This window comes from Alteromonas sp. Cnat2-8 (genome assembly GCF_022348355.1).
Lineage (GTDB): Bacteria > Pseudomonadota > Gammaproteobacteria > Enterobacterales > Alteromonadaceae > Alteromonas > Alteromonas macleodii.
Window position 1 is genome coordinate 1 of sequence record NZ_JAKREX010000004.1, and the last position, 26672, is coordinate 26672.

General features: G+C 44.3%; 23 protein-coding genes. 6 read left to right on the plus strand and 17 right to left on the minus strand.

What is annotated here, in order from left to right; translation table 11 throughout:
• Nucleotides 1-331: 331 nt before the first annotated feature.
• The gene (locus MHN00_RS10905) at nt 332-790 is read right to left on the minus strand and encodes a hypothetical protein (RefSeq protein ID WP_014949692.1); all 459 of its coding nucleotides are present in this window, start codon (nt 788-790) and stop codon (nt 332-334) included.
• 245 nt (nt 791-1035) lie between these two features.
• Nucleotides 1036-2001 carry a cysteine synthase A gene (cysK, locus tag MHN00_RS10910; protein WP_101564755.1) on the minus strand — a complete coding sequence of 322 codons (966 nt, stop codon included), beginning with the start codon at nt 1999-2001 and terminating at the stop codon, nt 1036-1038.
• 271 nt (nt 2002-2272) lie between these two features.
• Here cysK and MHN00_RS10915 point away from each other — a divergent pair, with 271 nt between their 5' ends.
• From MHN00_RS10915 to MHN00_RS10925, 3 genes are read left to right on the plus strand one after another with little or no spacing between them, the layout of a single operon-like run.
• Entirely contained in the window at nt 2273-3109 is an 837-nt protein-coding gene (locus MHN00_RS10915; RefSeq protein WP_039220753.1) for a MoxR family ATPase, read from the plus strand.
• A complete protein-coding gene (locus MHN00_RS10920; protein ID WP_039227619.1) occupies nt 3109-4290 on the plus strand; it encodes a VWA domain-containing protein in 1182 nt (393 codons plus the stop codon). Before MHN00_RS10915 ends, MHN00_RS10920 begins: the two co-directional genes overlap by 1 nt.
• Before the next feature lie 48 nt (nt 4291-4338).
• Complete coding sequence (locus MHN00_RS10925; RefSeq protein WP_239301160.1) at nt 4339-5058, plus strand: nucleotidyltransferase family protein; 720 nt, start codon at nt 4339-4341, stop codon at nt 5056-5058.
• Between the two features lie 88 nt (nt 5059-5146).
• Here MHN00_RS10925 and MHN00_RS10930 read toward each other — a convergent pair whose 3' ends face one another.
• The 9 genes from MHN00_RS10930 to cmoA form a co-directional block, all read right to left on the minus strand.
• On the minus strand, nt 5147-6520 hold the full coding sequence (locus MHN00_RS10930) for an MATE family efflux transporter (RefSeq protein WP_014949686.1): 1374 nt from the start codon (nt 6518-6520) through the stop codon (nt 5147-5149).
• Between the two features lie 100 nt (nt 6521-6620).
• Complete coding sequence (glp, locus tag MHN00_RS10935) at nt 6621-7835, minus strand: gephyrin-like molybdotransferase Glp (protein ID WP_014949685.1); 1215 nt, start codon at nt 7833-7835, stop codon at nt 6621-6623.
• A gap of 138 nt (nt 7836-7973) precedes the next feature.
• A complete protein-coding gene (locus tag MHN00_RS10940) occupies nt 7974-8645 on the minus strand; it encodes a phosphoglycolate phosphatase (protein WP_232362753.1) in 672 nt (223 codons plus the stop codon).
• A gap of 99 nt (nt 8646-8744) precedes the next feature.
• Nucleotides 8745-10499, minus strand: coding sequence for a sugar phosphorylase (locus tag MHN00_RS10945; RefSeq protein ID WP_061095214.1), 1755 nt, complete (start codon nt 10497-10499; stop codon nt 8745-8747).
• A 5-nt stretch (nt 10500-10504) separates the two neighbouring features.
• Nucleotides 10505-11728, minus strand: coding sequence for a glycosyl transferase (locus MHN00_RS10950; RefSeq protein ID WP_014949682.1), 1224 nt, complete (start codon nt 11726-11728; stop codon nt 10505-10507).
• 12 nt (nt 11729-11740) lie between these two features.
• Nucleotides 11741-12550, minus strand: coding sequence for an HAD-IIB family hydrolase (locus tag MHN00_RS10955; protein ID WP_014949681.1), 810 nt, complete (start codon nt 12548-12550; stop codon nt 11741-11743).
• On the minus strand, nt 12547-13419 hold the full coding sequence (locus MHN00_RS10960) for a kinase (RefSeq protein WP_239301162.1): 873 nt from the start codon (nt 13417-13419) through the stop codon (nt 12547-12549). The genes MHN00_RS10955 and MHN00_RS10960 overlap by 4 nt, the downstream gene beginning before the upstream one ends.
• A gap of 94 nt (nt 13420-13513) precedes the next feature.
• Nucleotides 13514-14512, minus strand: a complete 999-nt coding sequence (gene cmoB, locus MHN00_RS10965) for a tRNA 5-methoxyuridine(34)/uridine 5-oxyacetic acid(34) synthase CmoB (protein WP_014949679.1) — start codon at nt 14510-14512, stop codon at nt 13514-13516.
• Between the two features lie 53 nt (nt 14513-14565).
• Nucleotides 14566-15297, minus strand: a complete 732-nt coding sequence (cmoA, locus tag MHN00_RS10970; protein WP_039227627.1) for a carboxy-S-adenosyl-L-methionine synthase CmoA — start codon at nt 15295-15297, stop codon at nt 14566-14568.
• Between the two features lie 173 nt (nt 15298-15470).
• On the opposite strand from cmoA, the gene MHN00_RS10975 reads away from it, so the two are divergent.
• Complete coding sequence (locus MHN00_RS10975; protein WP_014976692.1) at nt 15471-16106, plus strand: response regulator transcription factor; 636 nt, start codon at nt 15471-15473, stop codon at nt 16104-16106.
• Between the two features lie 35 nt (nt 16107-16141).
• Here MHN00_RS10975 and MHN00_RS10980 read toward each other — a convergent pair whose 3' ends face one another.
• The 5 genes from MHN00_RS10980 to purM form a co-directional block, all read right to left on the minus strand.
• A complete protein-coding gene (locus MHN00_RS10980; protein ID WP_039227628.1) occupies nt 16142-16855 on the minus strand; it encodes a CAP domain-containing protein in 714 nt (237 codons plus the stop codon).
• Nucleotides 16839-19301, minus strand: coding sequence for an acyl-CoA dehydrogenase FadE (fadE, locus tag MHN00_RS10985; RefSeq protein WP_014976690.1), 2463 nt, complete (start codon nt 19299-19301; stop codon nt 16839-16841). The genes MHN00_RS10980 and fadE overlap by 17 nt, the downstream gene beginning before the upstream one ends.
• A 386-nt stretch (nt 19302-19687) precedes the next feature.
• On the minus strand, nt 19688-20449 hold the full coding sequence (locus tag MHN00_RS10990; RefSeq protein WP_231506486.1) for a DUF3108 domain-containing protein: 762 nt from the start codon (nt 20447-20449) through the stop codon (nt 19688-19690).
• Nucleotides 20409-21059: a phosphoribosylglycinamide formyltransferase gene (gene purN, locus MHN00_RS10995; protein ID WP_014979424.1), complete on the minus strand. Its 651-nt coding sequence runs from the start codon at nt 21057-21059 to the stop codon at nt 20409-20411. Before purN ends, MHN00_RS10990 begins: the two co-directional genes overlap by 41 nt.
• Nucleotides 21056-22096, minus strand: a complete 1041-nt coding sequence (purM, locus tag MHN00_RS11000; protein WP_239301164.1) for a phosphoribosylformylglycinamidine cyclo-ligase — start codon at nt 22094-22096, stop codon at nt 21056-21058. Before purM ends, purN begins: the two co-directional genes overlap by 4 nt.
• 304 nt (nt 22097-22400) lie before the next feature.
• Here purM and MHN00_RS11005 point away from each other — a divergent pair, with 304 nt between their 5' ends.
• Nucleotides 22401-23852, plus strand: a complete 1452-nt coding sequence (locus MHN00_RS11005; RefSeq protein ID WP_239301165.1) for a DUF2066 domain-containing protein — start codon at nt 22401-22403, stop codon at nt 23850-23852.
• A gap of 6 nt (nt 23853-23858) precedes the next feature.
• A complete protein-coding gene (hda, locus tag MHN00_RS11010; protein WP_061095203.1) occupies nt 23859-24596 on the plus strand; it encodes a DnaA regulatory inactivator Hda in 738 nt (245 codons plus the stop codon).
• A 104-nt stretch (nt 24597-24700) separates the two neighbouring features.
• On the opposite strand, the gene MHN00_RS11015 is transcribed toward hda, so the two are convergent.
• Complete coding sequence (locus tag MHN00_RS11015) at nt 24701-26668, minus strand: hypothetical protein (RefSeq protein WP_239301166.1); 1968 nt, start codon at nt 26666-26668, stop codon at nt 24701-24703.
• Nucleotides 26669-26672 lie beyond the last annotated feature (4 nt).

The following is a 26672-nucleotide window of genomic DNA, read 5'->3' on the forward strand; positions in this document are numbered from 1 at the left end:
CCAAAAATGAAACGGTGCCCGTAATAGTAGAGCATATGAATCCGAGAAAAATCGCTAATATCCTTTCTCTTCTTGTAGGCAGTCTGTCAATAGATTGGGGGTGAGCAATTTTCATAGAGGCCCTAACAATTTAATGTACAGAAAAAATCCTTTGTGCAAGGTGGAAACTATCCGTATATCACTTATGAGCGCTTTGAAATTATTACCCTAAAACAACTCATTAAACAAAAAATAAACGCTTTTAAGCATAAAAGCCGGAAAACATCCTTTTTATTTTCTTCATTTGTAAAAAGCTACGTTGCTGGCCATAAAAACAGCGTTTATCTACACGTTATAAATAGGCATCTGGATGAATTTTATTAACCTTCCATTCACCGTCTTCTTTAATCAAGTCTAGGCTACGCAAGTCTTCAATTTTATCGTCGTTGTATGTTCCACTTAAAAATACGGTGATTGTCGATTTTTCTGCGAACTCGTTGCGGCCAACTCGGCCTGCACTTTGAGGCGTGATGGTGACGGTGTCATATTTAAGGTTTAAGAGGTGGCGCTGAACGTTACTGTTAGTGTGGTATCTCGTTAATATACGAGACAGTTTTTCGCTTGATAGTCGAATTGCTGTATCAAGGTTGTCATCTTCATAAACACTTTTGAGAAACGCTACGGTGGTGTACTCAGGGGTACTTTCATCAAGCATGCCGTACCGCCCGATGCCTTCTTCCTTTTTACCGCAAGCGGATAAAATCAACACTGTAAAAAGCCCGAATAGGGCGTACCACATACGCGTTTTCATTTGGATTACCTTAATGTAAAGAGGTCCGTTTCTTATTGATAGTTTTATATCTCAACGAAGTCAATGTGCTCGCCGCTTCGCTAATCTATGCTTTGATTATTCACAATATTGCGCACAAAAGCAAAGTAATAGAGCGTAAAGCTCAGGTGTTTGTGTTCATGAAACTTCAGGAGAAACAGAAGAGAGTAGGCATAAAAAAACGAGGCACTAGGCCTCGTTTTTAAATAATTGAAACATTTTGGTGGTTATTGAACTTCTTCTTGTTCGTCGAACGCACCAGCAAACAGAGGGCTACTTAGGTAACGTTCTGTGCCGCTTGCTAGAAGTACTACAACCACTTTGTCTTTGTTTTCTGGGCGTTCAGCAAAACGCTTAGCAGCAACAACGGCCGCACCAGAAGAAATACCTGCAAGAATACCCTCGTCGGTCATTAGCTTGCGCGCCATGTCCATACATTCTTCGTTGGTAACTTGCTCAACTTCGTCAATTAGGCCTAGGTCTAGGTTACCTGGAATGAAACCTGCGCCAATACCTTGAATTTTGTGTGGGCCAGGGGTTAATTCTTCGCCCGCAAGCGCTTGGGTAATTACTGGAGAGTCTGTTGGCTCAACGGCAATAGAAGTAATTGCTTTACCTTTCGTATTTTTAAGGTAGCGACTTACACCCGTGATTGTACCACCCGTACCTACACCAGCTACGAATGCATCTACTTTACCGTCTGTATCTTCCCAAATTTCAGGGCCAGTGGTTTTTTCGTGAATAGCCGGGTTAGCCGGGTTGTCGAACTGTTGAAGCAATACGTATTTGTCTGGATCTGATGCCACAATTTCTTGTGCAGCGGCAACGGCACCTTTCATGCCCTTAGGCGCTTCAGTAAGAACAAGGTTTGCGCCCAAAGCTTTTAGAAGTTTGCGACGCTCAAGGCTCATGCTGCTAGGCATGGTTAGCGTTAGCTTATAACCGCGAGATGCTGCAACAAACGCCAAAGCGATACCTGTGTTACCACTGGTCGGCTCAACAATTTCTTTACCTTCGGTAAGGACACCGCGCTTTTCAGCATCCCAAATCATGTTTGCGCCAATACGGCACTTAACGCTGAAGCTTGGGTTACGCGATTCAATTTTTGCGTATACATTACCTGATGTTACGCGATTTAGCTTAACTAGTGGCGTGCGGCCAATAGATAGGGAATTGTCGTCAAATACGTTCATTATAAATCCTTACCTCGTTCCTTATTTTATAGGAAACCCCGTCTGTCGTGATCTGTACGACCTTTTTAATAGTTAATAATTCAACGCGTGTGATAGTTAATAATTCACAGCCTGAATTAGGGGATTTCGTCATACCCCTATATCATTGGTCGCAATCAGTAAAATGCAAAGTGCTTTTTAGCTATATGTTATATCTATGGGCAATCATGAGAAGGCCTTGATATTATAGTTAAAATTGCAAAGACGAAAAATTATACGGAGTACAACAATAATGGCTTTTAGTGGCACGTCTAATTATATCGCAACCAAAGACTTACAGCTGGCGGTTAACGCAGCTATTACGCTAGAGCGTCCGCTTTTAATTAAAGGCGAGCCGGGCACAGGTAAAACCATGCTTGCTGAAGAATTGGCCGAGAGTTTAGGCACCGAACTAATTCAGTGGCACATTAAATCAACCACTAAAGCACAGCAAGGTTTGTACGAATACGACGCAGTATCGCGTCTTCGCGACTCTCAACTTGGTGATGATCGCGTTCACGATATCAGCAACTACATCGTAAAAGGTAAATTATGGGAAGCCTTTAGCGCAGAAAAGCGCCCGGTACTATTAATTGATGAAATTGATAAAGCTGACATTGAGTTTCCCAACGACTTGCTGCTAGAGCTCGATAAGATGGAGTTCTTCGTTTATGAAACGCAGGAACGTGTAGTCGCGAAGCAGCGTCCTATTGTTATTATTACATCGAACAACGAAAAAGAGCTGCCAGATGCTTTCTTGCGCCGTTGTTTCTTCCACTACATTCAGTTCCCGAATCCAGAGGAAATGCAAGAAATCGTTAACGTACATTTCCCAGATTTAAAGAAAAAGCTGCTTGATGAAGCGTTAAAGGCTTTCTTTGAAATTCGAGATGTACCAGGGCTTAAGAAAAAGCCTTCTACCTCTGAACTTATCGACTGGCTTAAGCTCTTGGTTGCCGAAGATATTCCACCAGAAGCGCTTCACTCAAAAGACGGAAAAGCTGCTATTCCACCACTTTACGGGGCACTACTTAAAAACGAACAAGACATACATTTGTTTGAAAAACTGGTCTTTATGGCGCGTCGCTAATGCTTATTCAGTTTTTTTATACACTGCGAAAATATCAGGTGAAAACCACGCTGCGCGAGTTGCTGGATTTGCTTAGTGCGCTTGAAAAGCACGTGGTGTATGCCGATATCGAAGCGTTCTACAGTTTGTCGCGTACTATAATGGTGAAGGACGAAACTCAGTACGATAAGTTCGACAGGGCGTTTGCTGAATATTTTGAAGGTGTTGAATCTGTCGATTTGTTTGGCAAAGAGATTCCTGAGGAATGGCTGCGTAAGGAAATTGAGAAAAATTTAAGCCCTGAAGAGCGTGAGGCACTGCGTAAAGCCGGTGGCCTTGAAGAACTGATGGAAACGTTGAAAAAGCGCTTAGAAGAACAAGAAAAGCGTCACCAAGGTGGAAATAAATGGGTGGGCACCGGCGGAACATCCCCGTTTGGCGCTTATGGCGATAATCCCGAAGGTGTGCGAATAGGGCAAAAGGGCAATAGAAAGTTTTCGGCAGTAAAAGTATGGGATAAACGCGAGTTTAAAAACCTAAGCTCTGATGTAGAGCTGGGTACGCGTAACATAAAAGTGGCCCTTAGGAAGCTACGCAAGTTTGCTCGCACCGGCGCCAGTGAGCAGCTAGATGTACCTACCACCATAGGTGAAACCGCTAAAAAAGGCGGTTTACTTGATATCCACATGGCACCAGAGCGTCACAATGCGGTAAAAGTGTTGATGTTTTTTGATGTGGGCGGCTCTATGGACCCACACGTAAAAAGTACTCAAGAGCTTTTCTCTGCGGTGCAAAGCGAGTTTAAATACTTAGAGTACTTTTATTTCCACAACTGCGTGTATGAGGAGGTGTGGAAAGATAACCTTCGTCGTAATAAAGAACGCATTCCTATCTGGGATATCATTCATCGCTACGGAAAAGACTACAAGGTAATTTTTGTAGGTGACGCTACCATGGGGCCGTATGAAATAACGTATCCAGGTGGCAGTGTAGAGCATTGGAATGAAGAGCCGGGCAGTGTGTGGATGCAGCGTTTATTGAACCACTTTAACAACGCTGTGTGGCTTAATCCGCAAGCTGAGAATTATTGGCCGTATTATTCGTCTATCAAAATTATTCGTGAAATAATGGAAGACAGAATGTATGGGCTAACGCTTGAAGGGTTAACGGCTGCTATTAAAGGGCTTAGCAGAAGCCGCTAAGCCCTTTGACGTCTAACGTTTTATTTCTTTGATATAACGGATGTTGAATTGAAGTCGGAAAATTATGCCGTAGCTCTTGTGGTGTTGGCGGGCGGAAAGAGCGCTCGCTACAAGGGTAATAAGCTTTTATCGGAACACCCAATTTCTGCGCTTTCTCTTATACAACACAGTGTGGGGGAGGTAGTTAGTGCGCGCAATGACTTAGCGTTAACCAGTGAATTACCCATTACTGTTGTTACGGGTAAATGGCATGATTCCGTAAATACGCAGCTAGAACACTCTCCATCTAAGGTTTCTGAACTACCCATCAGTGTCGTTCGCAACGCTAATTGGGATGAAGGCCTTGCATCAAGTATTCGCACTGGACTCACGCACCTTTTAAGCCTTTCATCACAGTCGAAATCAGTGTCCCCGACAGCAAAGGGCTTGTGTACAAGACCTACTCATGTGCTATTCACGTTGGCCGATTTGCCGAGTCTTAATGCACAAGACTTCGTTCGCCTTATCAACACTTCTTATGCGAACCCTAATCACATAGTATGCAGTGAATGGCAAAAGCAGGGAGAGAACAATAGTCGATTAACCGTACCTGCTATCTTTCCTGAAGCGGTATTTAGTGAACTGCTAGCGCTAAGTGGCGATATGGGGGCTAAGCCGGTTATTAGGAAGCATGCGAAATTAGGTAGGGTAACGGCTGTGTCTATACCTAACGCACAATTTGATATAGACACGCCACATGACTGGGACAAACTAAAAAGCAGGGGGTAACTGCTTTGGTTCAATTGAACATTTTAAACTCGGCCTTCGGGAAGGTCTGGCAAGCTTCTGAGTGGGCAATGATCTATGCGGATTGGTATTATGCATTCGCGATACGATGCACAGCACTGGGCCTTTGGATGTAAAGAAGGCGTGCACCTAGCATAACAGCTGCGGCACTCAATCCTACAATGAAGCCAATCCAAAACCCTGCTGCGGCCATTGGTTCTGCCGTTATCCAGTTTGTTCTACCTAAAATAACGCCTGTAGGTAGACCTATTAACCAGTAGGACACAAAGGTAATAACAAACATCGCTGTTGTGTCTTTATAGCCGCGTAATGCATTAGCCGAAATCACCTGAACCGCATCAGACAATTGGAATAACGCCGCATAAATCAATAGCGCATTTGCCAAGGTATATACGGCTTCGTCGCTGGTGTACAGGCCAATAATGAATCCCTTTGCTAGCAGAGTGAAGCTAGCCGTACACGCAGCGGTGAAAAAACCGATCAGAATAGCGGTTCGAGCTGCAATTTTTGCCTGTCGTGGGTTATTTTGCCCTATGCGATAGCCAATGCGAATTGCTGCTGCCATACCAATACTCATAGGAAACATGAACATCAGGGCTGAGAAGTTCAGTGCGACTTGGTGGGCCGCTACCGTTGTGGCACCAAAAGGGGCTAATAACAATGCAACCAGTGAAAACAGCGTCACTTCAAACAGGATAGTCATAGCAATGGGTAAGCCCATTTTGAAGGTGCGATTTATGGTTACCATGTTAGGTTTATATAACTGTCCGAACAAATTGTACTTTTGCAGGGCAGGGGCAAAACGAACATAGATAACGGTTGCTATAAGCATAGTGTAAATCACAATGGCCGTTGCAATACCACAACCCGCACCGCCCATAGCTGGTAATGGGCCTACACCATAGATAAACAGGTAGTTTCCTACAATGTTCGCCATCAGCCCGATAACCGTAATAATCATAGTGGGTTTGGTTTTACCCAAGCCTTCACAATAGTTTCTAAGCCATTGGTAAAGTGCAAATCCAGGCATAGCGAACAGCACATACAGTACGTAGTCTACGGTAATGCTAAATAGCTCGGGCGCCATAGGGAACAGCGCGACTATGCTTTCAGTAAATGGAATTAAGCCTGCTACCGCTAATCCCACAAAGAAAACCAGATAACCAGCTTGCTGACTTGCGTCGGCAATACCACTTAAATTTTTGTTTCCCTGCAGCCGTGAAATGATTGGGGGAAGTGCCAGCGCTATACCCTGTATAAAGCAAAGCAGTGGAACAGTGATGCTAAATCCAAGTGCTACCGCAGCCATGTCGGTTGCACTGTAACGCCCAGCCATAATAGTATCGCTAACGCCCATTAGCATTTGAGTAATCTGCGCAACCAACAATGGCCATGCTAGTTTTAAAATGTCTCTTCCTTCTAAAAGAAAGCGTTTCTTATTCACGGTAATGTGTCTCTATATGGGTCGCCTAGGGCGATAAAAATGCAGAAAATAAAAACGAGCTTAAAAGCCTTAACGAAGTAGCGTTTCAACAACGAACTTGTTAAAAATGTAGCGGTATAACCGGAACCGTATCGCCAACTTTTAACTCACTTATATCTTCATGTACTACCATTAGGCAGTTAGCAGAAGTGATTGAAGTCATAACGCCAGAGCTTTGTGACCTAAATGGTGTGACTTCCCATTCACCTTGATTATTTCTTACCATGGTTGCACGCTGAAAGTCTCGGCGGCCTGCACGTCGCTTAAGAGGTGTCGTAATGCTAGCGTTAACAAAGAACTGCTCGTGCGGTTGTACTTGCCCTTGCATTTTTTTGATAACAGGCACAACCAATAATTTTGCGGTAACAAATGAAGACACAGGATTGCCCGGCAAACCGCAAAACAACGTGTTGTTTATTTTACCCAGAGCAAAGGGTTTACCCGGTTTAACTGCGACTTTCCAAAAGTCGATAGTGCCCAATTCAGCGATGATATCTTTTACATAGTCGGCATCGCCCACAGATACACCACCGCTACTTACCATTACATCTACACGCTCGCTCGCCTCAATGAAGAGTTTACGCAAAGAAGCTTCGTCGTCTTCTACAATGCCGAAATCAACAAGCTCTACGTTTTCATTGCTTAAAATGCTGCTTACACCAACGCGATTAGACTCGAAAATTTGTGTCGATTTACAGGGTTCGCCAGGTGCAGCAAGTTCAGAACCAGTCGCGACTACACCAACGCGAAGTTTTCTGAATACTGCCACCTTACTGTTTCCTTGGGAGGACAGCAGCATAAGGTGTTCGGCGTGAAGGCGCGTGCCCTTGCTTATTAGTGTATCGCCACTGGCGATATCATTGGCCTTTTTACGTATATTCTCTTGCGCCGATGGAATTTTATTGATCAAAACCGCGCCATCATGACTTTCGGTATTCTCTACCATTACAACGGCGTTAGCATTGGCAGGCACCGGGGCCCCCGTCATTATTTTAAATGCTTTGCCTTTTTCAAGCGGCTCATCAGCACTCATGCCAGCTGTAATTACACCCTGTACTTTGAGTTTATCACTGTGTTTAAGATCTTCCGCATTTACGGCATAGCCATCCATTGCTGAATTATCCCATGGCGGGACATCAACGTGGGCAGTTACATCTTGGGCCAAGATGCGGTTGTTGGCGTCAAAAATGCTCACTTGCTCAACGTCGTTTATCGCTTTTGCAGCGTCTAATGCTTTAGTGAGGGCTTCTTCTAGTGAAAGCCATTTAGATGACATACCAACAACTCCATGAAATGATTTAACACGCGGATATTACAGAAAAAGCGGCCTTATACCAAAGGTTAAAGCGTGAAATAAAAGAAAGTATGCGTAAACGACGCAATTGAAGTTTCATCAACGGCTATGTCAGATGAATTAAGAAGCGAGCGTTAATATCTCTTCAAAGTCGTCGAAAACCCAGTTAGGTTTATATTTTGCGATGCTCTCACCATAGTTATACCCATAGGTAAGCCCTATACTCTTTATGTTCGCGGCTTTTGCGGCAACAATGTCATTTTTAGAATCTCCAACCATTACACACTGTGAGGGTGAAACACCAAGCTTTTCACAGGCATGCACAAGGGGAAGGGAAGAAGGCTTTTTTTCCGGTAAACTATCACCGCCAATGGTAAGCGAAAACAACGAAAATATTGAGAACGAAGAAAGAATAGGCTCAATAAATTCCGAAGGTTTATTAGTGATTAATGCTAGCGTGAACCCTTGTTCTTTTAGCGCGTGAAGTGTTGCGAACACGCCGTCGTACAGCACTGTACTTTTAGTATCTAGCGTTCGGTAATAGAACAGAAATTTTTCTAAAGCGGCATCAATCTCGTTTGATGTGTAATGGTGTCTGATCTTTGCGTTGCCGCTCAATCCGCGTTCCACCAGAACACGAGCACCATTTCCAACCCAGTGTCTAATTGTCTGCTCGTTATACGTTGGTAATTGGTAGTCGTTTAATGTTTGGTTTAACGCTGTTGCCAAATCAGGAACAGAATCTACCAAGGTTCCGTCTAAATCGAAAAAAAAGGTATTAATTTCTTGCATTACAAACTTTTGATTTGCTAACTCGTGTGACAAGCATAACACCGCAGTATCCTTACCGCGGTAGATTTATTGGTCAACTGGCGTTATAAGCTCAAAGATTCATTCAAAATCTTGGTTGCTGATCCAAAGCACTTGATAAGGCTTCATTTGTAAGAAACCACTAGAAAGGGCTATCTCGTCACGGGTGATGAGATCAATCCAATTATCTGTGCCAATAAGATTTATGTCAGACAGCAAAATTGTTTGTTCTTCGTCTGAAATATTACTAATACAGAAAATACTTTGCTTTCTATCGAGACTTTGTCGCCAGTAGCCAAATAATTGATTACCAAGCTGCAATGTAAACTGCGTTGCATTGGGGTGAAATGCGGGCTGCGCTTTACGTATGCGTATAAGCTGCGAGATTCGAGTGAGTACTTTATGATGCTGTGAAAAGGGCGAGTCTAACAGAGCCTCTAACTCGTTAAAGTCCCAACGTTTTCTGTTGATTGAACGATTTTGTCCTGTATTAGCGACTTTTTCGTAATCGTTGGATGTGCCGAGTAAACTGTGAATGTAAATTCCTGGTATACCTTCCATACCTAACATTATGGCGTGAGCACAAATAAATCGGTCCACTTGATACTTATCAGGGCCCTTGGTGGTTCCTTGCAGCGCGTCGAACAGGGTGATGTTTATCTCGTAAGGCTTTTGCTGACCGTGATCAGAAGCGCGCCACGACACCTTGCCGCCAAAGTGCTGCATTGTATGCACAAGCTCTGAAATTTCTTCATCTGACAGTAGGCCTTCCGCCGGACGCAAGCCAATACCATCGTGCGAAGCGATAAAGTTAAAGTAGGCTGTGCCGTTTTGCGCCGGTGGCATACTCATCATCCAGCTTTTCAAATACGTACAATCACCCGTTACTAATGTATTTACAAGTAACGGCGGAAGCGAAAAGTTGTAGATAGCATGGGCTTCGTTAGCATTACCAAAGTACGTTAGGTTTTCCCTGTTGGGAATATTGGTTTCGGTAATGATTATGATGGAAGGATCCACATGTTCAATCAGCGTTCGGATCAAACGTATGACTTCATGGGTTTGGAATAGATTAATGCAGTTTGTACCTACAATTTTCCAAAGGAATGCCACTGCGTCTAAGCGAAAGATTTTAGCGCCTTTATCAATATACAGCTTGATGATATCGATGAACGCTAACAAAACCTTGGGGTTTCTAAAGTCAAAGTCAACTTGGTCGTGACTAAATGTGCACCATACATGCTTTGTACCGTTGGCGGTTTCCGTTTCTCGCAGCAAGGGCGACACACGAGGGCGAGTTACCATGGAGAGGTCATCGGATGGATCTGCCGTGAAGAAAAAGTCAGATCCTGGTCCTTCACCCTTCACAAAGTTATCAAACCACACGCTTCTTGCAGAGCAGTGATTGATAACTAAGTCGGTCATCAAGCCATAATCCTCAGCAATGACTTCAATATCATCCCATGAACCTAGTGCTTCATTCACCGTAGAGTAATCGATAACCGAAAACCCGTCGTCTGAGCTGTATGGGAAGAAGGGCAGGATGTGAACGTTATTAACGGTATTCTTGCAGTAGCGGTGCAAAAACTTATTTAACGTAACCAGCGGGCGCTCCCCTTCGTCAATGACACTATCACCGTAGGTAATCATGATAATGTCATCTTCATCCCAATAATTGTGATGAGACTGAGGTGAAGCAATATCCGTTTGCTGTTGAATGCCTATAGTGTTCATTAACTCAGTCGCTAGCGTCTCATACGAGACGTCCAGCGATACATCGGCATAAATGCTTTCTAAATGGTGTTTTACTTTGTCATGGAGATGGTCCCATGCCATATTACTTACTCCATATATTCTGCAGTATCGGCTTCAACCGCTTCTAATAGTCGTTCTAAAATATCGGGTACCGCGCTGGTCACGCGGTTCCAGCTTGGTATAAACGGTGTTTCCATAGGGTTTTCTAAAAAGTTTTGCCCCGCTTTCATGATGTTGCTGGCAAACATTTCTACTGCTTTTTCTTCGCTGTGAATGTCTAAGTTCAAACCGTTCATTACCGCGTCATTGTGGTAGGTTTCTATAAAGTCTAGTGCAATACGGAAATAGGTGGCTTTAATTGAGCGGAACATTTCGTTGCTAAACGTATAGCCTTGCGTGGCAAGTTTTCTGAAAATGGCTTTGGTAATGTCGATAGACATTTTAGACAAACCACCTTGGTCGTTATTAAGCGATAAATCCTGATGTTTATGGTCGTAAATATCACATATATCTGCCTGACACAGGCGGTTGTGCGAATAGTTGCGATGCATTTCAGAAAGCACACCAATTTCTAAGCCCCAGTCACTTGGAATGCGAATATCGTTTAGTACGTCGCGTCTAAACGAAAATTCACCCGCTAATGGATAGCGGAAGCTATCCATAAACTCCAAGTATTCGTTGTCTCCCATAATGCGTTTTAATGCACGAAGTAATGGCGTAACAAGAAGTCGAGAAACACGGCCATTAATTTTGCCGTTAGCCACACGCGCATAGTAACCCTTACAAAACTCGTAGTTAAACATTGGGTTGGCTACAGGGTAGATAAGCTTGGCGAGCAAATCTTTGTTATAGGTAACAATATCGCAATCGTGTAACGCAACTGACTCTGCGCGATTCGATGCTAGTACGTAGCCCATGCAGTACCAAACGTTTCGGCCTTTACCTAACTCCTTTGGCGCCAAGCCTTGAGCCTGAAGCTCTTCATCAAGTGCTTTAAGGCGAGGACCGTCGTTCCATAGCACTCTGTGATGCTGAGGAAGTTTGCCGAAGAATTTTAGTGCGTGTTTGTACTGCTCTTCATTGGCTCGGTCCAGACCGATGACAATTTCTGATAAGTAGGGCACGTCTGTTAATTCGTTGACGATATGTGGAAGTGCGTCGCCTTCTAATTCAGAAAAGAGCGACGGTAAAATAAGTGCCATAGGGCGCTTCTGTGAAAACTGTAGAAGCTCTGCTTCAAGCTCTTCGGTAGGACGACGAGCTAAGTTATGTAACGTAGTAACCACACCATTTTGATAAAAATCAGCCATGTGTCCTCCTGATCATAGGGATAGCAATTGAGTAAGCATTTCGTTCCAGCCTTCAGGGCCGGTTAGGGTGCTGGTATAGACCTCTTCTTTTTTTACTGCTGGTGGAGGATTTACCGGGGATAAAATGCGAATGGGGACGTGCGCCGCTTCAAGCATTGCAACGTCGTTCTTACCATCGCCAAGGGCAATAGTGTTAACTTTGGTGGTATGTTGCTTTTGATATTCATTGGCCAGCCACTTGAGAGCCTGGCCTTTATCGCAATTACCTGAAATATGAATGAAGCGGCCGCCTTCTAGAGGGAAAGCACCGCGATCTTTTACTACCTTTAAAAAGCGTTGTTTTTCTTCGTCAGTGCCAAGCCACAAAACCGGCTCGCCAAACTGGCGTTTGGCAGCAAGTGACGCTGACCTTTCGTCAAGCCCAGTACATTCCTGAATTTCTTGAATCGACATTTTTGAGAATTGTTTATACTTGCCGTCAAATTCGCTACCTATTTTTTCAAGTAGCTTAATCCAGTAATTTTTGTTTGAGATAAACGCCTTACACCAGTAGCCATCTATCCAAACCGTACCGCTGGGTTTTTGTTTGAAAAAGCCATGAGGGATGAAAATAGCGGCGCCATTTTCAATAATAAAAGGCCCGTCTAAACCAATACTCTCGCGCAGCGGTTGTAATTCAGCAAAGGTTTTGCTGGTAGTGGGAATAACGGGAATGTCCTTTTTTTCTAATGCCGTTAAAGCCGGTTTCGCCGCCTCGAAAGAGTAGGTATGGTGGTCTAACAGCGTGCCGTCCATATCGGTGAAAACAAGCGTTTTCGTCATCGTTTTACGTCCTGTTTAGTTATCGTTCTTGTTTCATCTAGATAAAACACGGTGTCGCACTTTTCAGGCAAGTGACTTAATGCGTGTTCAGTGATGCGTTGGTAGTGTTGCACAAAGTTTGCCACTTCTTCATCAGACATCACTCCATCGCTATCTTTTAACGCTTTTTGGGCGAGTTTATGTTCTTGTTCTAACCGCCATTGATACACACAGTCGAAACTCGGTGCTTTCAGCATAATGCGGTAGTCTATTTTGTCGAACAACGTCTGATAATCGCCTGCTAGTTCAGTGTTTACAAAAGAGCGCCAAATGCCCAATGGGTCCTCTACTTCTTCAAGGTGGTTTACTGGCCGTTTAAGTTCGCAAGATGTTTGCGCAATAGCGCCCACACACCATCCTTCAAGTATGATGAAATCGGGTGAAGATTCGATTACAGGCCACTGTTCTTTGGGGAACGGGTTATCTGTAGCTTTGTTAAAGCGGGGCAGCGATGTACGCGTGCCTTTTTCTAAACTGCGAAACGTATTTAACGCTAGAGGAATGTCATGAGTACCCGGTACACCACGAGTTGCTAGAAGCGGGTGAACTTTTATTGCTAGCGCATTTCGCTGCGACTGGTCGTAGTAAAAATCGTCAATTGAGAGTGATACCACTTTTTTGTTGTGGACCGAGGTAAGGAAGGACTCGATAAAACTGGTCAGAGTTGATTTACCTGAACCCTGACTGCCATTTATGCCCACGATAAATGGTTGTGTTGCACCGTCTTGGTGCTTAAGCAGTTGCTCACATAATGGGGTGAACCATTTTTGTGCAGTTTCTGCATAGGTACTTGGCAATTGATGCGTCGTTAGAAAGCCATGTATATCCATGTTGTCACCTTAATCAATGCAGAATTCGCACGTTCTTCTTGATTAAGATAACAACATTTGTGCCAATAGGGTAACAGAGGCGTGGTCTTACGACTTACTTCTTGTTAGCGACAATAACGGCCCTTTGTGGTGCAGGGTAACCTTCGATAGTGCGAGTAATATCTTCCGGATCGAGAAAATCTTTCAAAGATTGCGTTTCCATCCAAGGCGTTGCGCGCTGCTCATCTAGGGTTGTGTGGTTGATATCTACAACGCGAATATTTTCAAAGCCTAAGCGGCCTAACCAAACAGATAGGGCTGCAGTGCTCGGTAAGAACCACACATTTCGCATTTGTGCATAGCGTTCACCCGCCATCAATACTGTATTTTCATCACCATCCACAACAAGGGTTTCAAGAACCAGTTCGCCACCTTTTCTTAGCTGGTCTTTAAGTTGCTGCAGAAACGCCATTGGGTCTTTACGGTGGTAAAGTACACCCATAGAAAACACAGTGTCGAAAGCTCTCAGTGGCTGCATGTCTTCAATGCCCATCGGTAGAAAATGGATATTCTCGGAAGGCGCACTACTTTTACTAATAAATTGTTTAATGGCGTGAAACTGAATAAGAAACAGTTGGGTAGGATCTATACCTATTACGTTATTGGCACCTTCACCCAGCATGCGCCACATGTGATAACCACTACCACAACCTACGTCTAAAACGTTTCGGTCTTTCAGCGAACTAATATGAGGTGCTACGCGATCCCATTTCCAGTCTGAACGCCACTCTGTATCAATATGAATTCCATGAAGATTAAATGGCCCTTTTCTCCAGGGCATAAACTGCTTTAGTAATCCTTCAATTTGTTTTTGGACATATTCATCTACGTCATTTTCGGTGCCAATAGAAACGCTTGAAGCTAAATCAACACAACTCGGCGACGTAGTCGGCAGCTTCGAAAGTAAACGGCACCATTTATCAAACTCACCGTGTTTAGCAGTTCGCTGCCAGGTGTCCATTTGTGCCGGCAGCGTTTGAAGCCAATGTGATAGCGGGCTGTCTATTAACGATTTGTAGCAATCGGTAAACCAAGTTTGTTCTAATTTGCTCATACTGTTCTTAATATGTGTTGGCGTTGCGAAAAGACGGACGTAGCGAGATTTGTTTAGCCTTTAATGGCAACCATAGACGTGAAGTTATAACATTTGTACCACATCACAACATCGGTAAACCCGACTTTTCTCAAGCGAGTATCATGCTCGTTAAATGTATCGGTTAGCATAACTTTTTCTAACGCGGCGCGCTTTTGGCTCACTTCTAGTTCACTATAACCGTTGTCGCGCTTAAATTGATGATGTAAATCTACCAGCAGTTCATTGCCAGTAAGGGTAGGGTGGCGTATTTTTTCTGATAGCACCAACATACCGCCGGGGTTAAGCCCGTCGTAAATGCGCTTTAATAACGCTTCGCGGTCAGCGGGTGGGATAAATTGCAAAGTGAAATTCATCACAACCAAAGAGGCATTCTTAATTTCTACACTTTGTGCAAACCCATGCTGAATAACAATTGGGTTTGGCAGTGTGAAGGTCTGTACGACGCGTTTGCAGCGTTCTACCATTGCTTCTGAAGCATCCACACCAATAATTTCACATGTATCGTTAGGTACAGCTCTTGCCACAGATAAACTTGCAGCACCTAAGCTACAGCCAAGATCATAAACGACGGTATTGGGCGTAACGGCAATTTTAGCCAATTCGCCTATAGTGTGAACAATGGTTTCGTATCCAGGCACTGAGCGCTGAATCATATCGGGAAACACATCAACGACAGACTCGTCAAATTTAAAGTCATCTACTTTATTGAGTGCCTTTGCGTATATATTGTCGTGTTTCTTCACAGTGGGTCTTCAATTAACTAATTTGGGGCGCAATTTTACCGTTTGATACGTAAATGCCAATGGAAAACACCAAATTTGTTATATTTTGCGTGATTTTTCTGGTTTAGGGCTTTTCGTTAATGATCTAAAGTATTAATCTATACTCATAATACAATAAGGAAGCAGTAACGCTAATGACAAGAATTCTAGTAGCAGACGATCACCCATTGTTTCGCGAAGCTTTGAGCGGCGCGTTGGAACCTTACTTTGAAAACGCACAGATAATTCAAGCAGGAAGCTTAGATGATGCGATGGCGAAGCTAAACGAATTCGACGGTGTTGAGCTGATCCTTCTTGACCTTAATATGCCTGGCGGTGAATATTTTAACGGCCTTATCACGCTGCGTGAACAATACCCGAATATCCCTATTGGTGTTGTTTCGGGCAGCGATACTGTTGAGGTTGTCGCTCAAGTAATGAGCCTAGGTGCTCAGGGCTTTATCCCCAAAGTGTCCCAAACACGAGAAATTGCTCAGGCTATTGTAGACATTATTGGTGGCAAAAAGTGGCTTCCAGAAGGTATGGAAGAAGAACTAGAGAAAGTTGACGATGAGCTTAAAGTTCTACTTCAGCGCTTCCGTGAACTTACACCTAAACAGATTCAAGTGCTTTCTTACTTACGCGCAGGCTTAATGAACAAGCAAATCGCTCACGAGATGAACGTTACGGAAGCAACCATTAAAGCACACATTAGTGCCATTCTTCGCAAGCTAGAGATCAACACGCGTACGCAAGCCGTATTGTTGATGGATAAACTCCAACTTAGTTAAACTAAGTATTTATCTAGCGCTAATAAAAAACCGGATTATTCATCCGGTTTTTTTGGCTGTAAAATAATTTCACCACTTTCCGTGACGATCCCAAGGCCTTTATCAGGGACATGGTCAAACTTCTTTTGACGCTTTATTAGAAGCGTAGTTGTTGTGTCATCCTTTAAGTCATTGTTAGACGTTTCTGTGTCAATCAGTTTGGTCAAGTATATAGCCCAGTATTCAACGTGAGGCGTTGAGTAATCTTTGTAAAAGGCAATACCTATTTGATCTTGTTCTTGATAAAAAGGTAACTCTGCTAACAAGTGTTGACGGTGTGAAGTCGATGTTTTAAGTGCGTACCACACGTCATCAGCTGTTATATAACCACCAGCAAGGGCCTCCACTTGATTGCTCATCGCATCGCCATAATATTCTGGTAACGTTAAACCAGCATTGCGAATGCGAGTGTTCGGACTGCCGCCCAAAAAGTGAGACACCAAGCCTCTCTCAGCCATGTCTTTCGCTTTTGTTTCAGCCAGCATAACAAGCGTAGGATTACATTTTAGTACCGAACGTTGTTGACCTTTGTCGTTAGCAATTAATAAAGAGAGTTCTCTCGCCTGTTCGGTATTTCCGCAGGTTGTTTGATCGGCCAAGCAAAGGCTAGAAAATACGTAGGTGAGTGATGTTAATAGAATGAATCGTTGACGAAAAAGGCCGCGAGAGCGGCCCTTTTGTTTGGGTATGAAATTAAGCAGCTTTGCCACCTCGTTTCTTAGCAGTGGTGTTGGAATTAACCTTCGCTACTAATTCTTCGTGGTCGAAATCATCGACGTTGATAGTGCGAAGTCTTCCAGCTTCAGTCTTACGAAGTAGATTCGCTTCTTCTTCGTTAATAATTCCTTCTGCTAGCGCTTCGTCAGCAAGCACATCTAAACGGGTAAACGGTAGTTTAGCTTTTTTGTGCTTACAAATACGTTCGAAGATAGGCTCACTTGCTAGTACATCATCAAGAGTTTGCTCAAGATCGCCAAACAAGCTTCCTTCCTCACGGGTGAGGTACTGACCATAACCTAAACGGCTACGTGCAGTTGAAGGCGTTTGAAGCATTTGTGCAATAGCATGTTCTGTCTTGTCTGAAGGCTTACCAATACGTCGGCCAAACGGAATCACCATAACGCGAAGCGCTGCAGCGATTGCGCGGTTAGGGAAGTTAGCCAAGAAGTCATCAATTGCTGTCTCGATATCGTGCAATGTAGTTTGCATTGCCCAATGTAAAAGCGGTAAATCTTCTTTTAGACGACCTTCTTCGTCGAAGCGTTTAAGCGTTGTACTACCCATGTAAAGGCCACTTAGGATGTCACCTAAACGCGCTGATAAACGCTCGCGACGCTTAAGATCACCACCAAGCACACCCATAGAGACATCGGTTAGTAGTGCTAAGTTTGCACTGTAGCCTTGAAGTAGCTTGTAGTAACGCGCCGTTTCGTCAGTGAACGGTGCGCTGCTGAATGCGCCATTGGTTAACGAGAACCAAATACTGCGAACAGTATTAGCTACCGCAAAGCCAATATGACCGAATACCGCTTTATCAAACGCTTTCAACGCTTCTTTCTTGTCTTCGATAGACGCAGCTTCTATTTCCTTAAGCACGTAAGGGTGACAACGCATTGCACCTTGACCAAAGATCATCATGTTACGGGTTAGAATGTTTGCGCCTTCAACCGTAATTGATACTGGTACACCTTGATAGCCGCGACCAAGGTAATTGTTTGGCCCAAGCATAACGCCTTTACCGCCGTGAACATCCATCGAATCATTAATGATTTGACGCATCTTCTCGGTCAAGTGGTACTTACAGATAGCCGAGATAACAGAAGGTTTCTCACCAAGGTCTACACCCACCGTTGAGAAGCGTGTTACGCCATCCATCAAATATGCATTACCACCAATGCGCGCAAGCATTTCTTCAACACCTTCCATATGACCTACAGGCATACGGAACTGGCGACGAATACGTGCATATGCACCCGTTGCAAGAGATACTGATTTAGCACCACCAGCAGCAGATGAAGGAAGGGTAATACAGCGACCTACCGACAAACATTCAACCAGCATGCGCCAGCCGCGACCTGCCATTTTCGGACCACCAATGATGTAATCGATTGGAACGAAAATATCTTCACCCTTAATAGGGCCATTTTGGAATGGCGTATTGAGTGGGAAGTGACGGCGACCAATCTCTAAACCTTTAGTGTCGCGAGGAATAAGGGCACATGTTATGCCCGGCTCTTTGTTATCACCTAGAAGACCTTCAGGATCTTGAAGTTTAAAGGCAAGACCAATAACCGTAGCAACAGGCGCAAGGGTGATGTAGCGTTTGTTAAACGTTAGGCGCATACCCAACACTTCTTCGCCATTCCACTCGCCTTTACATACAACGCCAACATCAGGGATCGCACCTGCATCAGAGCCAGCTTCTGGGCCGGTTAATGCAAAACAAGGGATTTCTTCACCGGCAGCAAGACGGGGAAGATAATGATCTTGTTGCTCTTTTGTACCATAGTGCTGAAGTAATTCGCCCGGGCCCAATGAGTTTGGTACACCGACTGTGCTTGATAGCACCGCGCTTACGCCTGCAAGTTTTTGAAGAACGCGAGACTGGGCATATGCTGAAAACTCTAAACCGCCATACTCTTTCTTGATGATCATAGCGAAGAATTTGTGTTCCTTAAGGAACTGCCAAATTTCAGGTGAAAGATCAGCATCTTTATGGTTTATTTGCCATTCATCGACCATTGAGCACACTTTGTCACAAGGACCGTCTAAGAATGCTTGCTCTTCAGCAGTGAGTCGACCTTTCGGAATGCGGTGTAATTTATCCCAGTCTGGCTTGCCGCTGAAAATATCACCGTCCCACCATACCGTACCTGCGTCGATAGCTTCTTGCTCAGTGCTCGACATTTCAGGCATAACTTTGCGGTAGAAGGCTAGCAGCTTCTTAGAGATGTGCTGCTGTCTAATATTTGCAAGCGTGAACGGCAGTGTTAAAGCAAGGAACACTACCCAACCAAGCAGGCCGATGTCACCGAAAAGGGTGCCTAAAATCATAACACCTGCGCCCATGGCAACCGCTGTTACCAAGCTGGTTCGCTGATAACTAGCTACCGCTAGTGTCAGAACGACCAGTAAAAACCATATAAAATCTGCCATACTTCACTCCTGAAAGGCGTTAAACGTTACGCTAGTCTTATCTGGAGCATAGTGAGTTGCTTTATGAAAAGCAGTCACAGATCGAGGTCAGACCAGCATGCTGTAAACCTATTATTTAATAGGGCAAAGATCAAGATTTTTACATGAATATTCTATTAACAACGACATAAATAATAGGGTAGTGCGTTATCCGCTCTATAAGTATAGTCGTTGCTTATAAATACTGATTTAGAATGTGAATTGTGTTGCGAAACGAGAAGAGGTTACGTGAGGATAAGACAGCAACAGTGTAAATAAAAAAGCACGTCTGAATGCTAGTTCATAACGTGCTTTATTCAACAATTGTGAAAAAGTTGTTGAGACAAAAAACGGTTTATCTTTACGCTTTACTGCGTCTCAAACGATTTCAGTTTGATATCGCCCTGTTCATCGCCTTCTTTGAACTGTTGCAGACGAACTAACGTGTAGTTAAGTGATGGCGCAAACCAAGCAAACGTCTCACGCTTATTTGAGTCGCGAATAAGCTTAACTTTTACAGTTTCAATTTTACCGAAAGGTAAAGACAATACCTCTTCATCCACCACTTGAACGCCGTAGTGACGAAGTTCGCCACGATAATTTACGAAGTGGTATTCTAAAGATGTCTTACCTTCCGCTAACTGCTTTGCAAGGTCAATACGATAAATTTGATTATCAAATTCACCGTTCCAATCAAATGTTTCGCCATTCTCGACTGCAATTTTGCCTTGTCCCTGATGACTAAACGTTACCTTAAGCTCTTTATCAGGTCCTGTGCCAGAACGATTATAGTAGTACTCAGAGGGTACGACGGTATTATCATTAACAGTAAAAATAGAATGTTCACTGCGTTTGTCAGACAAGAAAAACTTAGACACTTTTGACGTGTAAATTAGAGAATACTGTTGGTCACCTAATTTCGAGAGCTCAATATTCGCTTCGCCTACATCGTCACCCCATTTGTAAGCGGTATAGGTTGCCTTGTAGGGCTGAAGCGGTAGCTCTGCACTATCCGTATTTTCTGTACTAGGGTTTGCTTGCGCGGCTACTGAAAGCGATGCTGCTAACAGTGCGCCTAAAGCAAAAGGCTTAGTCGCTTGCATAACCAGATTCTGGTAATTCTTGCTCATCTAAAACTGCCTTATTGTTTCGCATCGATAATCGACCTGCACTAAACCAAGATAGCACAAGCGGATAGATACGACGTTCTTGTTCTTGAACACGCTCGGCCAAGTCGCTTGCTGTGTCGTCTTCAAACACAGGTACGCGGCTTTGAATGATAACAGGGCCGCCGTCGAGCTCTGGTGTAACAAAGTGCACGCTAACGCCGTGCTCCTTGTCTCCATTGTCGATAGCTCGCTGATGCGTATTCAAACCTTTGTACTTCGGCAACAAAGATGGATGAATGTTCACTAATTTTCCAGCAAAGCTGTCGACGAACTCCGGTGTTAAGATACGCATAAAGCCCGCAAGAACAACACAGTCTGCGCCAAAAGCCTCAATTTGTGCTTTGAGCGCCCCGTCATAAGACTCTCGTGAATCGAAGCCTGTATGATCTAAGCAAACCGCATTGATCCCGGCTTCTTTAGCGCGTTCCAGACCATAAGCAGTAGGGCGATTACTGATCACGCCGCTGATTTCCGCATTCAGACGGCCTGCTTTTATTTCATCGATAATGGCTTGTAAATTGCTGCCATTACCTGAAATAAGTACGCATAGTTTGGTTACACTGTTACTCACGCGTTGATCTCTACTTGCTCTTCGCCATCTTTTGCTGCGATATCACCAATAACCCAAGCATTTTCACCGTGTTGTTTAAGAATATTCAGTGCAGCATCGGTATCGCTTTCGTCAACAACGATTACAAGGCCAACACCACAGTTAAACGTGCGGTACATTTCGTGGCGAGTCACGTTACCGTTTTCTTGTAACCAAGAGAAGATTGCAGGCCATTCCCAGGTGCTTTCATCAATAACCACTTTCGCATCTTCAGGTAATACGCGAGGGATGTTCTCCCAAAAACCACCGCCCGTGATGTGAGAAATAGCGCTTACTTGTACTTCTTCAAGCAATGCCAATACCGATTTAACATAGATGCGAGTAGGCTCGAGAAGTTGGTCGATGATAGGCTTGCCGTTTAGGTCGGCGTTTACATCTGCACCACTAACTTCAATAATCTTTCTAACTAATGAGTAACCGTTTGAGTGAGGGCCCGATGAACCAAGTGCAATTAGTTTTTGACCTGGTTTAACGTTAGCGCCGTCAATAACCTTATCAGCTTCAACCACGCCTACGCAGAAGCCTGCAATATCGTAGTCACCATCGTGATACATGCCAGGCATCTCGGCTGTTTCACCACCAATTAATGCACAACCTGCTTGCTCACAGCCGGCGCCAATGCCGGTTACAACCGACGCGGCTACATCAACGTCAAGCTTGCCAGTTGCGTAGTAATCTAGAAAGAATAGGGGCTCAGCACCTTGAACAATAAGGTCGTTTACGCACATTGCTACTAAGTCGATACCAACACCGTCATGACGGTTAGCATCCATAGCAACTCTTAGTTTTGTACCCACGCCGTCAGTACCTGAAACAAGTAGCGGCTTTTTATATTTTGTAGGCAGTTCACAAAGTGCACCAAAACCACCCAGATTACCTTTTACTTCTGGTCTATGGGTTTTCTTGGTAACAGATTTAATGCGTTCAACAAGTTGATTACCTGCATCGATATCTACGCCTGCATCTTTGTAACTTAAAGAGGTTTTATTTTCGCTCACGGTTGGGCCCTGAAACTAAGAGGTAGAAAACCGCGGATTCTACCAGCAAGTCGTCACAAGTCCAATTTGTGAAGGCTATTTTATGCGCTTTTTGATCTTTTTTATTTTAGGGGTGAAATTAAACCCAATATAAAAGACAATAGAAGGCTATCTTTTGGTGAACATCTTGCTTGATAAAATGTCTCGCTCTAAAAAGTAGAGTGAATTGCGCGCAGGTTAGTCCAAGTTTACCGTATATAGGTAAACGAGATTAACTGACGATTCGATAGGTAAGGAATTGATTTTAAGAGAGTATGGAGTGTCAATGTTAACGGCAGTAAAGCGTAACACCAATGGAACTAATTTAACGAGAGTTAGCTTGAAAGGCATTCTGGGCATTTCATTTCTTGCTGCGCTGACTTACGCCCCCTTTATAAATGCGGCTCAACGCGTTGTGGTCAACGAAGCGCAGATTCAAGTTGAAGATCAAACTCAGCGTACCCAACAAAACGCGCTTAAAAAAGCATTAAGGCAGGTTTTTGTGAAGATGTCGGGCAGCACAAGCGTGCTCGATAATGCCGGTGTTAGAGCAGCGTTATCGTCGCCTCAATCGCTGCTTCGTTCCTATCGATTTGCTTTTGACAAAGGTAGAACGTATTACGTTGCGGAGTTCGATCAAGCAAAACTCAATGAACTTCTTCAGCGTGAAATGCTTCCGCTCTGGGGTGATAGACGCCCTGAAACGATAGTGTGGCTTGCGCAGGAAGACGACAACGAAACTCGCATCATCTTAGACGAATCTCTCAATACAGAATTACAACATACGCTCAAACAAACGGCGAAAGAACGAGGCGTACCATTAAGCTTGCCTTTAATGGACCTTACCGACAATGTAAATATTTCTACTTATGATGTGTGGGGACGATTTGTTGAGCCTTTGCGCAAAGCATCTACACGCTATGGGGTCGACAACATTATTGGTGCCAGAGTTTATCGTAACGACGCGAGTGCAATCCCTGATTTGCCGGAAAATGTTGTGCCTTCTGGCACAGTAGAATCTCTTGATAGCGTGCTAGATGAAGAAGCACAGTTTAGAGCACAAACTGATGAACAAAGTTTCGGTGAGCGAAATCCGCGTGTAGATAATATGGACGCACAGCGCACCTTTTCAGATAACGTTGAGTCTGGTGCGATGAATAACGGTGTTGATGCTCAGTTAAATGACGGTTATGACGCTACAAACCAAAACTTAAATAATGCTGACGGAACCTCGGCGAAGGAGCTGGCGCAGGAAGAGAGCACAACGATGCCGTTCACCATGAACGAGTTTGCCAACTATGCGAAGCGTGCCGATGAAGGTGACTATGCACTAGACTGGGTGTTCGTTGGTGGCGGTAAGGTTAGCTATGGCAGCATATACGGTGATTCGCCCGAAGCTCTTGGCAATCAGTTAATCGATGCCTACTCAAATTATTTATCGTCGCTTTATGCAATCGTAGGAATCGAAGCGTCTGAGCGAGAAGTTATCAAGGTATCGATTGCCAATATTGGCTCGGTAAAAAGTTACGCCAGCGCTACTGACTATTTAAATAGTTTAAGTGTGATTGAAAACGCTACACTAGTAGAGCAATCTGGTTCTGTTGCCACGTACTCACTTACATTAATTGGAACGGTGGACGATTTACTTAACAGTATTAAACTAGAAAGCAAATTACGCCCCGTAACCGATTCGTACGGACAAACCGTGAAAGGACACAGTTTCTATTGGAGCAATTAATTTAGCATGCAGCTGCCTTTGCCTGTCACGCTACCTGTTGACGAAAACTTCGATAGTTTTGTCAATACGGGTAACGAAGAAGTAGTTTCAGTCCTTGAGCAGATTGCAGATGCGCTGCCACACTGGCGCGAGGCTCCTGAATTGGGGCCTTTAGCATCGCTTCAGCTGCCTTTGCTTACTTTACTAGGCAGTACCGCTATCGGTAAAAGTCACTTATTGTTTGCCACTTGTCATCAACTAGCCGAAAAATCGGTTAGTCACCTTTATTTAAATCTTAATAATTACGAAGCGTGGTCGCTCGATATTTTTGAAGGCCTAGAGAATCTTTCGTTAATCGCATTAGACAACATTCACGCGATAGCGGGCGATTTACGTTGGGAAGAAGCGTTGTTCGATTTGTTAAACCGAGTGATTGAGACTAAACAAACCATGGTACTTTGTTCTAGTCACCTAGGCCCATCTAACCCGGCTTTTGTTTTACCTGACTTGCGTTCTCGCTTGGCGTGGGGGGTTATTTATCACGTAAACCAACTGGATGACAATGGTCGTGAAGAAGCCGTGCGCTTACGTGCAGCGGAACGTGGGTTAAAGCTATCAAACCAAGCACTACAGTTTCTTTTGCACCATAGTGAACGAGACCTAAAAAGCCTCATGTCACTATTAGCCCGTTTAGACACACGCTCACTCCAAGAACAAAAACGCTTATCGGTGGGCATGGTTAAGCGCGAGCTTAACTTAAGTTAGCCAAAGCGCGAGCTTAACCTAAGTTAGCCAAAGCGCGAGCTTAACTTAAGTTAGCCAAAGCGCGAGTTTAACCTGCGTTAGTCAAAGCGCTGCTGTGTTGCCGTTTATTGTTCTTTTCTTAAACTATGAGCGCTTGATGTGGTGCTAAATTCTTCTGCTACCGTCATTAGAGTTCCATCGGAAGTAACCGAATTGTTTCCGCCGTTCTGTAGCATTAACTTATCGCTCGCAGACTGTACGTTTGGATTTGTACTAGACGCAGAGTCCCGCCAGGTAATATCGTTCGGAAGCAGATAAGGGCTTGGAAGTGACGCTTGAATAGCAGGTACATCGAGTTCGGGTAAAATTCTACTTAATACGTAATCTACGCGCATAGTAACGTTATCATCATTAACACGGTTTCTCTGAGCCCAAGTGGGAATGAAACTGCCGTCTTCCAGTGTCTCTCTTGTAAATACGCCTACATCCGCTTCTGCCTCAAGCCGGTAAAGCATCATGAAGCGCTCGAATAACATGGCGAGATCTTCTCGTTCCGTAAAGTAAGAGTAGAAAGCAACCGCACCATCATCCTCAAACCAATTTGCCACTTGTAGCGCGGTATAATTTCGCTGCGCGCTTGAAGCGGTTGCGCCGCCGTATCGAACTTCGGCCAAAGCATGGAGTTGTGACGACGTAAGAGGCAATGAAGTTGTTAGCCCCGTAGAAATGGGAGAGCTGTCATCATAAGACGACAGTGGGCTCGCGCTATTGCTGAGTTGTTGCCATTCGGTGTAGTCGAAAAAGTCATTGGCGTGAGCTAGCTCGTGGTATAGCAAATAGCTTAATGCTGCTTCTACATCGCTCACGTCACGTGGAAGTCTATCTGCTACGTTCGCTGTGCTGATATTAGGAAAATAATAGGCCCCGTTTTTCACGTAGCGCCATGACGTCGTAAAATCGAGCTCACTACCAAAACCACTTCTATAATCTGGGCGAGTATTTAGCGTGTCTCGCTCTTGCGGTGTGCGCCAAAAGTTGTTGGCATCTAAGTAAATGGCACCAGTGGCAACCCAATAAAATGACGGGCGGATATCGTAAGAAATCACAATCGCGTTAGTTGCGCGTAGTAACTTAAGCATGTCATCACGGGTTGCTGAAGTTTCTAAATACGTTCTAAATGCATCGCCCATCCACGGATGCGAGACGTATGTTCTATCTAAAATATCATCGATAGTGGGGCTTTCGGTGACTTGGCCAATCAGTGGTAGCTGAGAGAACGTACAGCTGTTTGAAACCTGATTGTTATAAACACAATCAATAAGTGCCGACGCGTAAGGGCTGTCGGCTCTATAGGGCTGCATATGCGCGCTTACCGTTTCGGGAATACTTGTCTCGTCATCTACAAAAAAGCCGCTATTGTTAATGTCGATGTTTTTCACTAGAACTTGCGCGCTATCGGTTAACACCTCGCCATTTGAGAGTGTAACGGTACTTTCTATTTCAATGATTGTGTCGTTGCTGACTCGAGGCGCTTGAAAATATATCGAATGAGAATAATCGCCTTCATCAAAGTTGAAGTTATTGACGATTGGTCCAGACGTTTGTTGCCACGTGATATTTGAGATTGTTAACCCTTGCGAGTTAACGGTGTCAACGCGAAGAGAAACTCTGCCGCCTTCGGATGCCTCATGACCCAATCGTAATGCGGCTAGCGGCGCGGTACTTTCGTTCGTTTGTAACGTTATGGTGTCTGTAAGCGTTGTGCCATTTTCTAAGCTAACGTTTACGGCGATATCGAAGCTACCTGAAGAGGTAACATCAAAGCCGATAGCCTGCGTGTGAGCACTGAGAGGCTGCTGTGATACGCCTGAGACTTGCCAATCGATATCTACAATAGCGTGGCCAGTAGGCGAGGCGACAGCAAAGTCGACCGCATCGCCTACAACGGCGTTTGTAGGGCCTGAAATGCTAATGGTTGGAGGAATGGAAGGAGTGCTTGGGGCTGAACTATCGCCTGAACCAGAGCCTCCACATGCTGCAAGTAACGATAACGATGCGATTACTAATGTAAGTTCAGGCAAATGGCGTGTCATATTA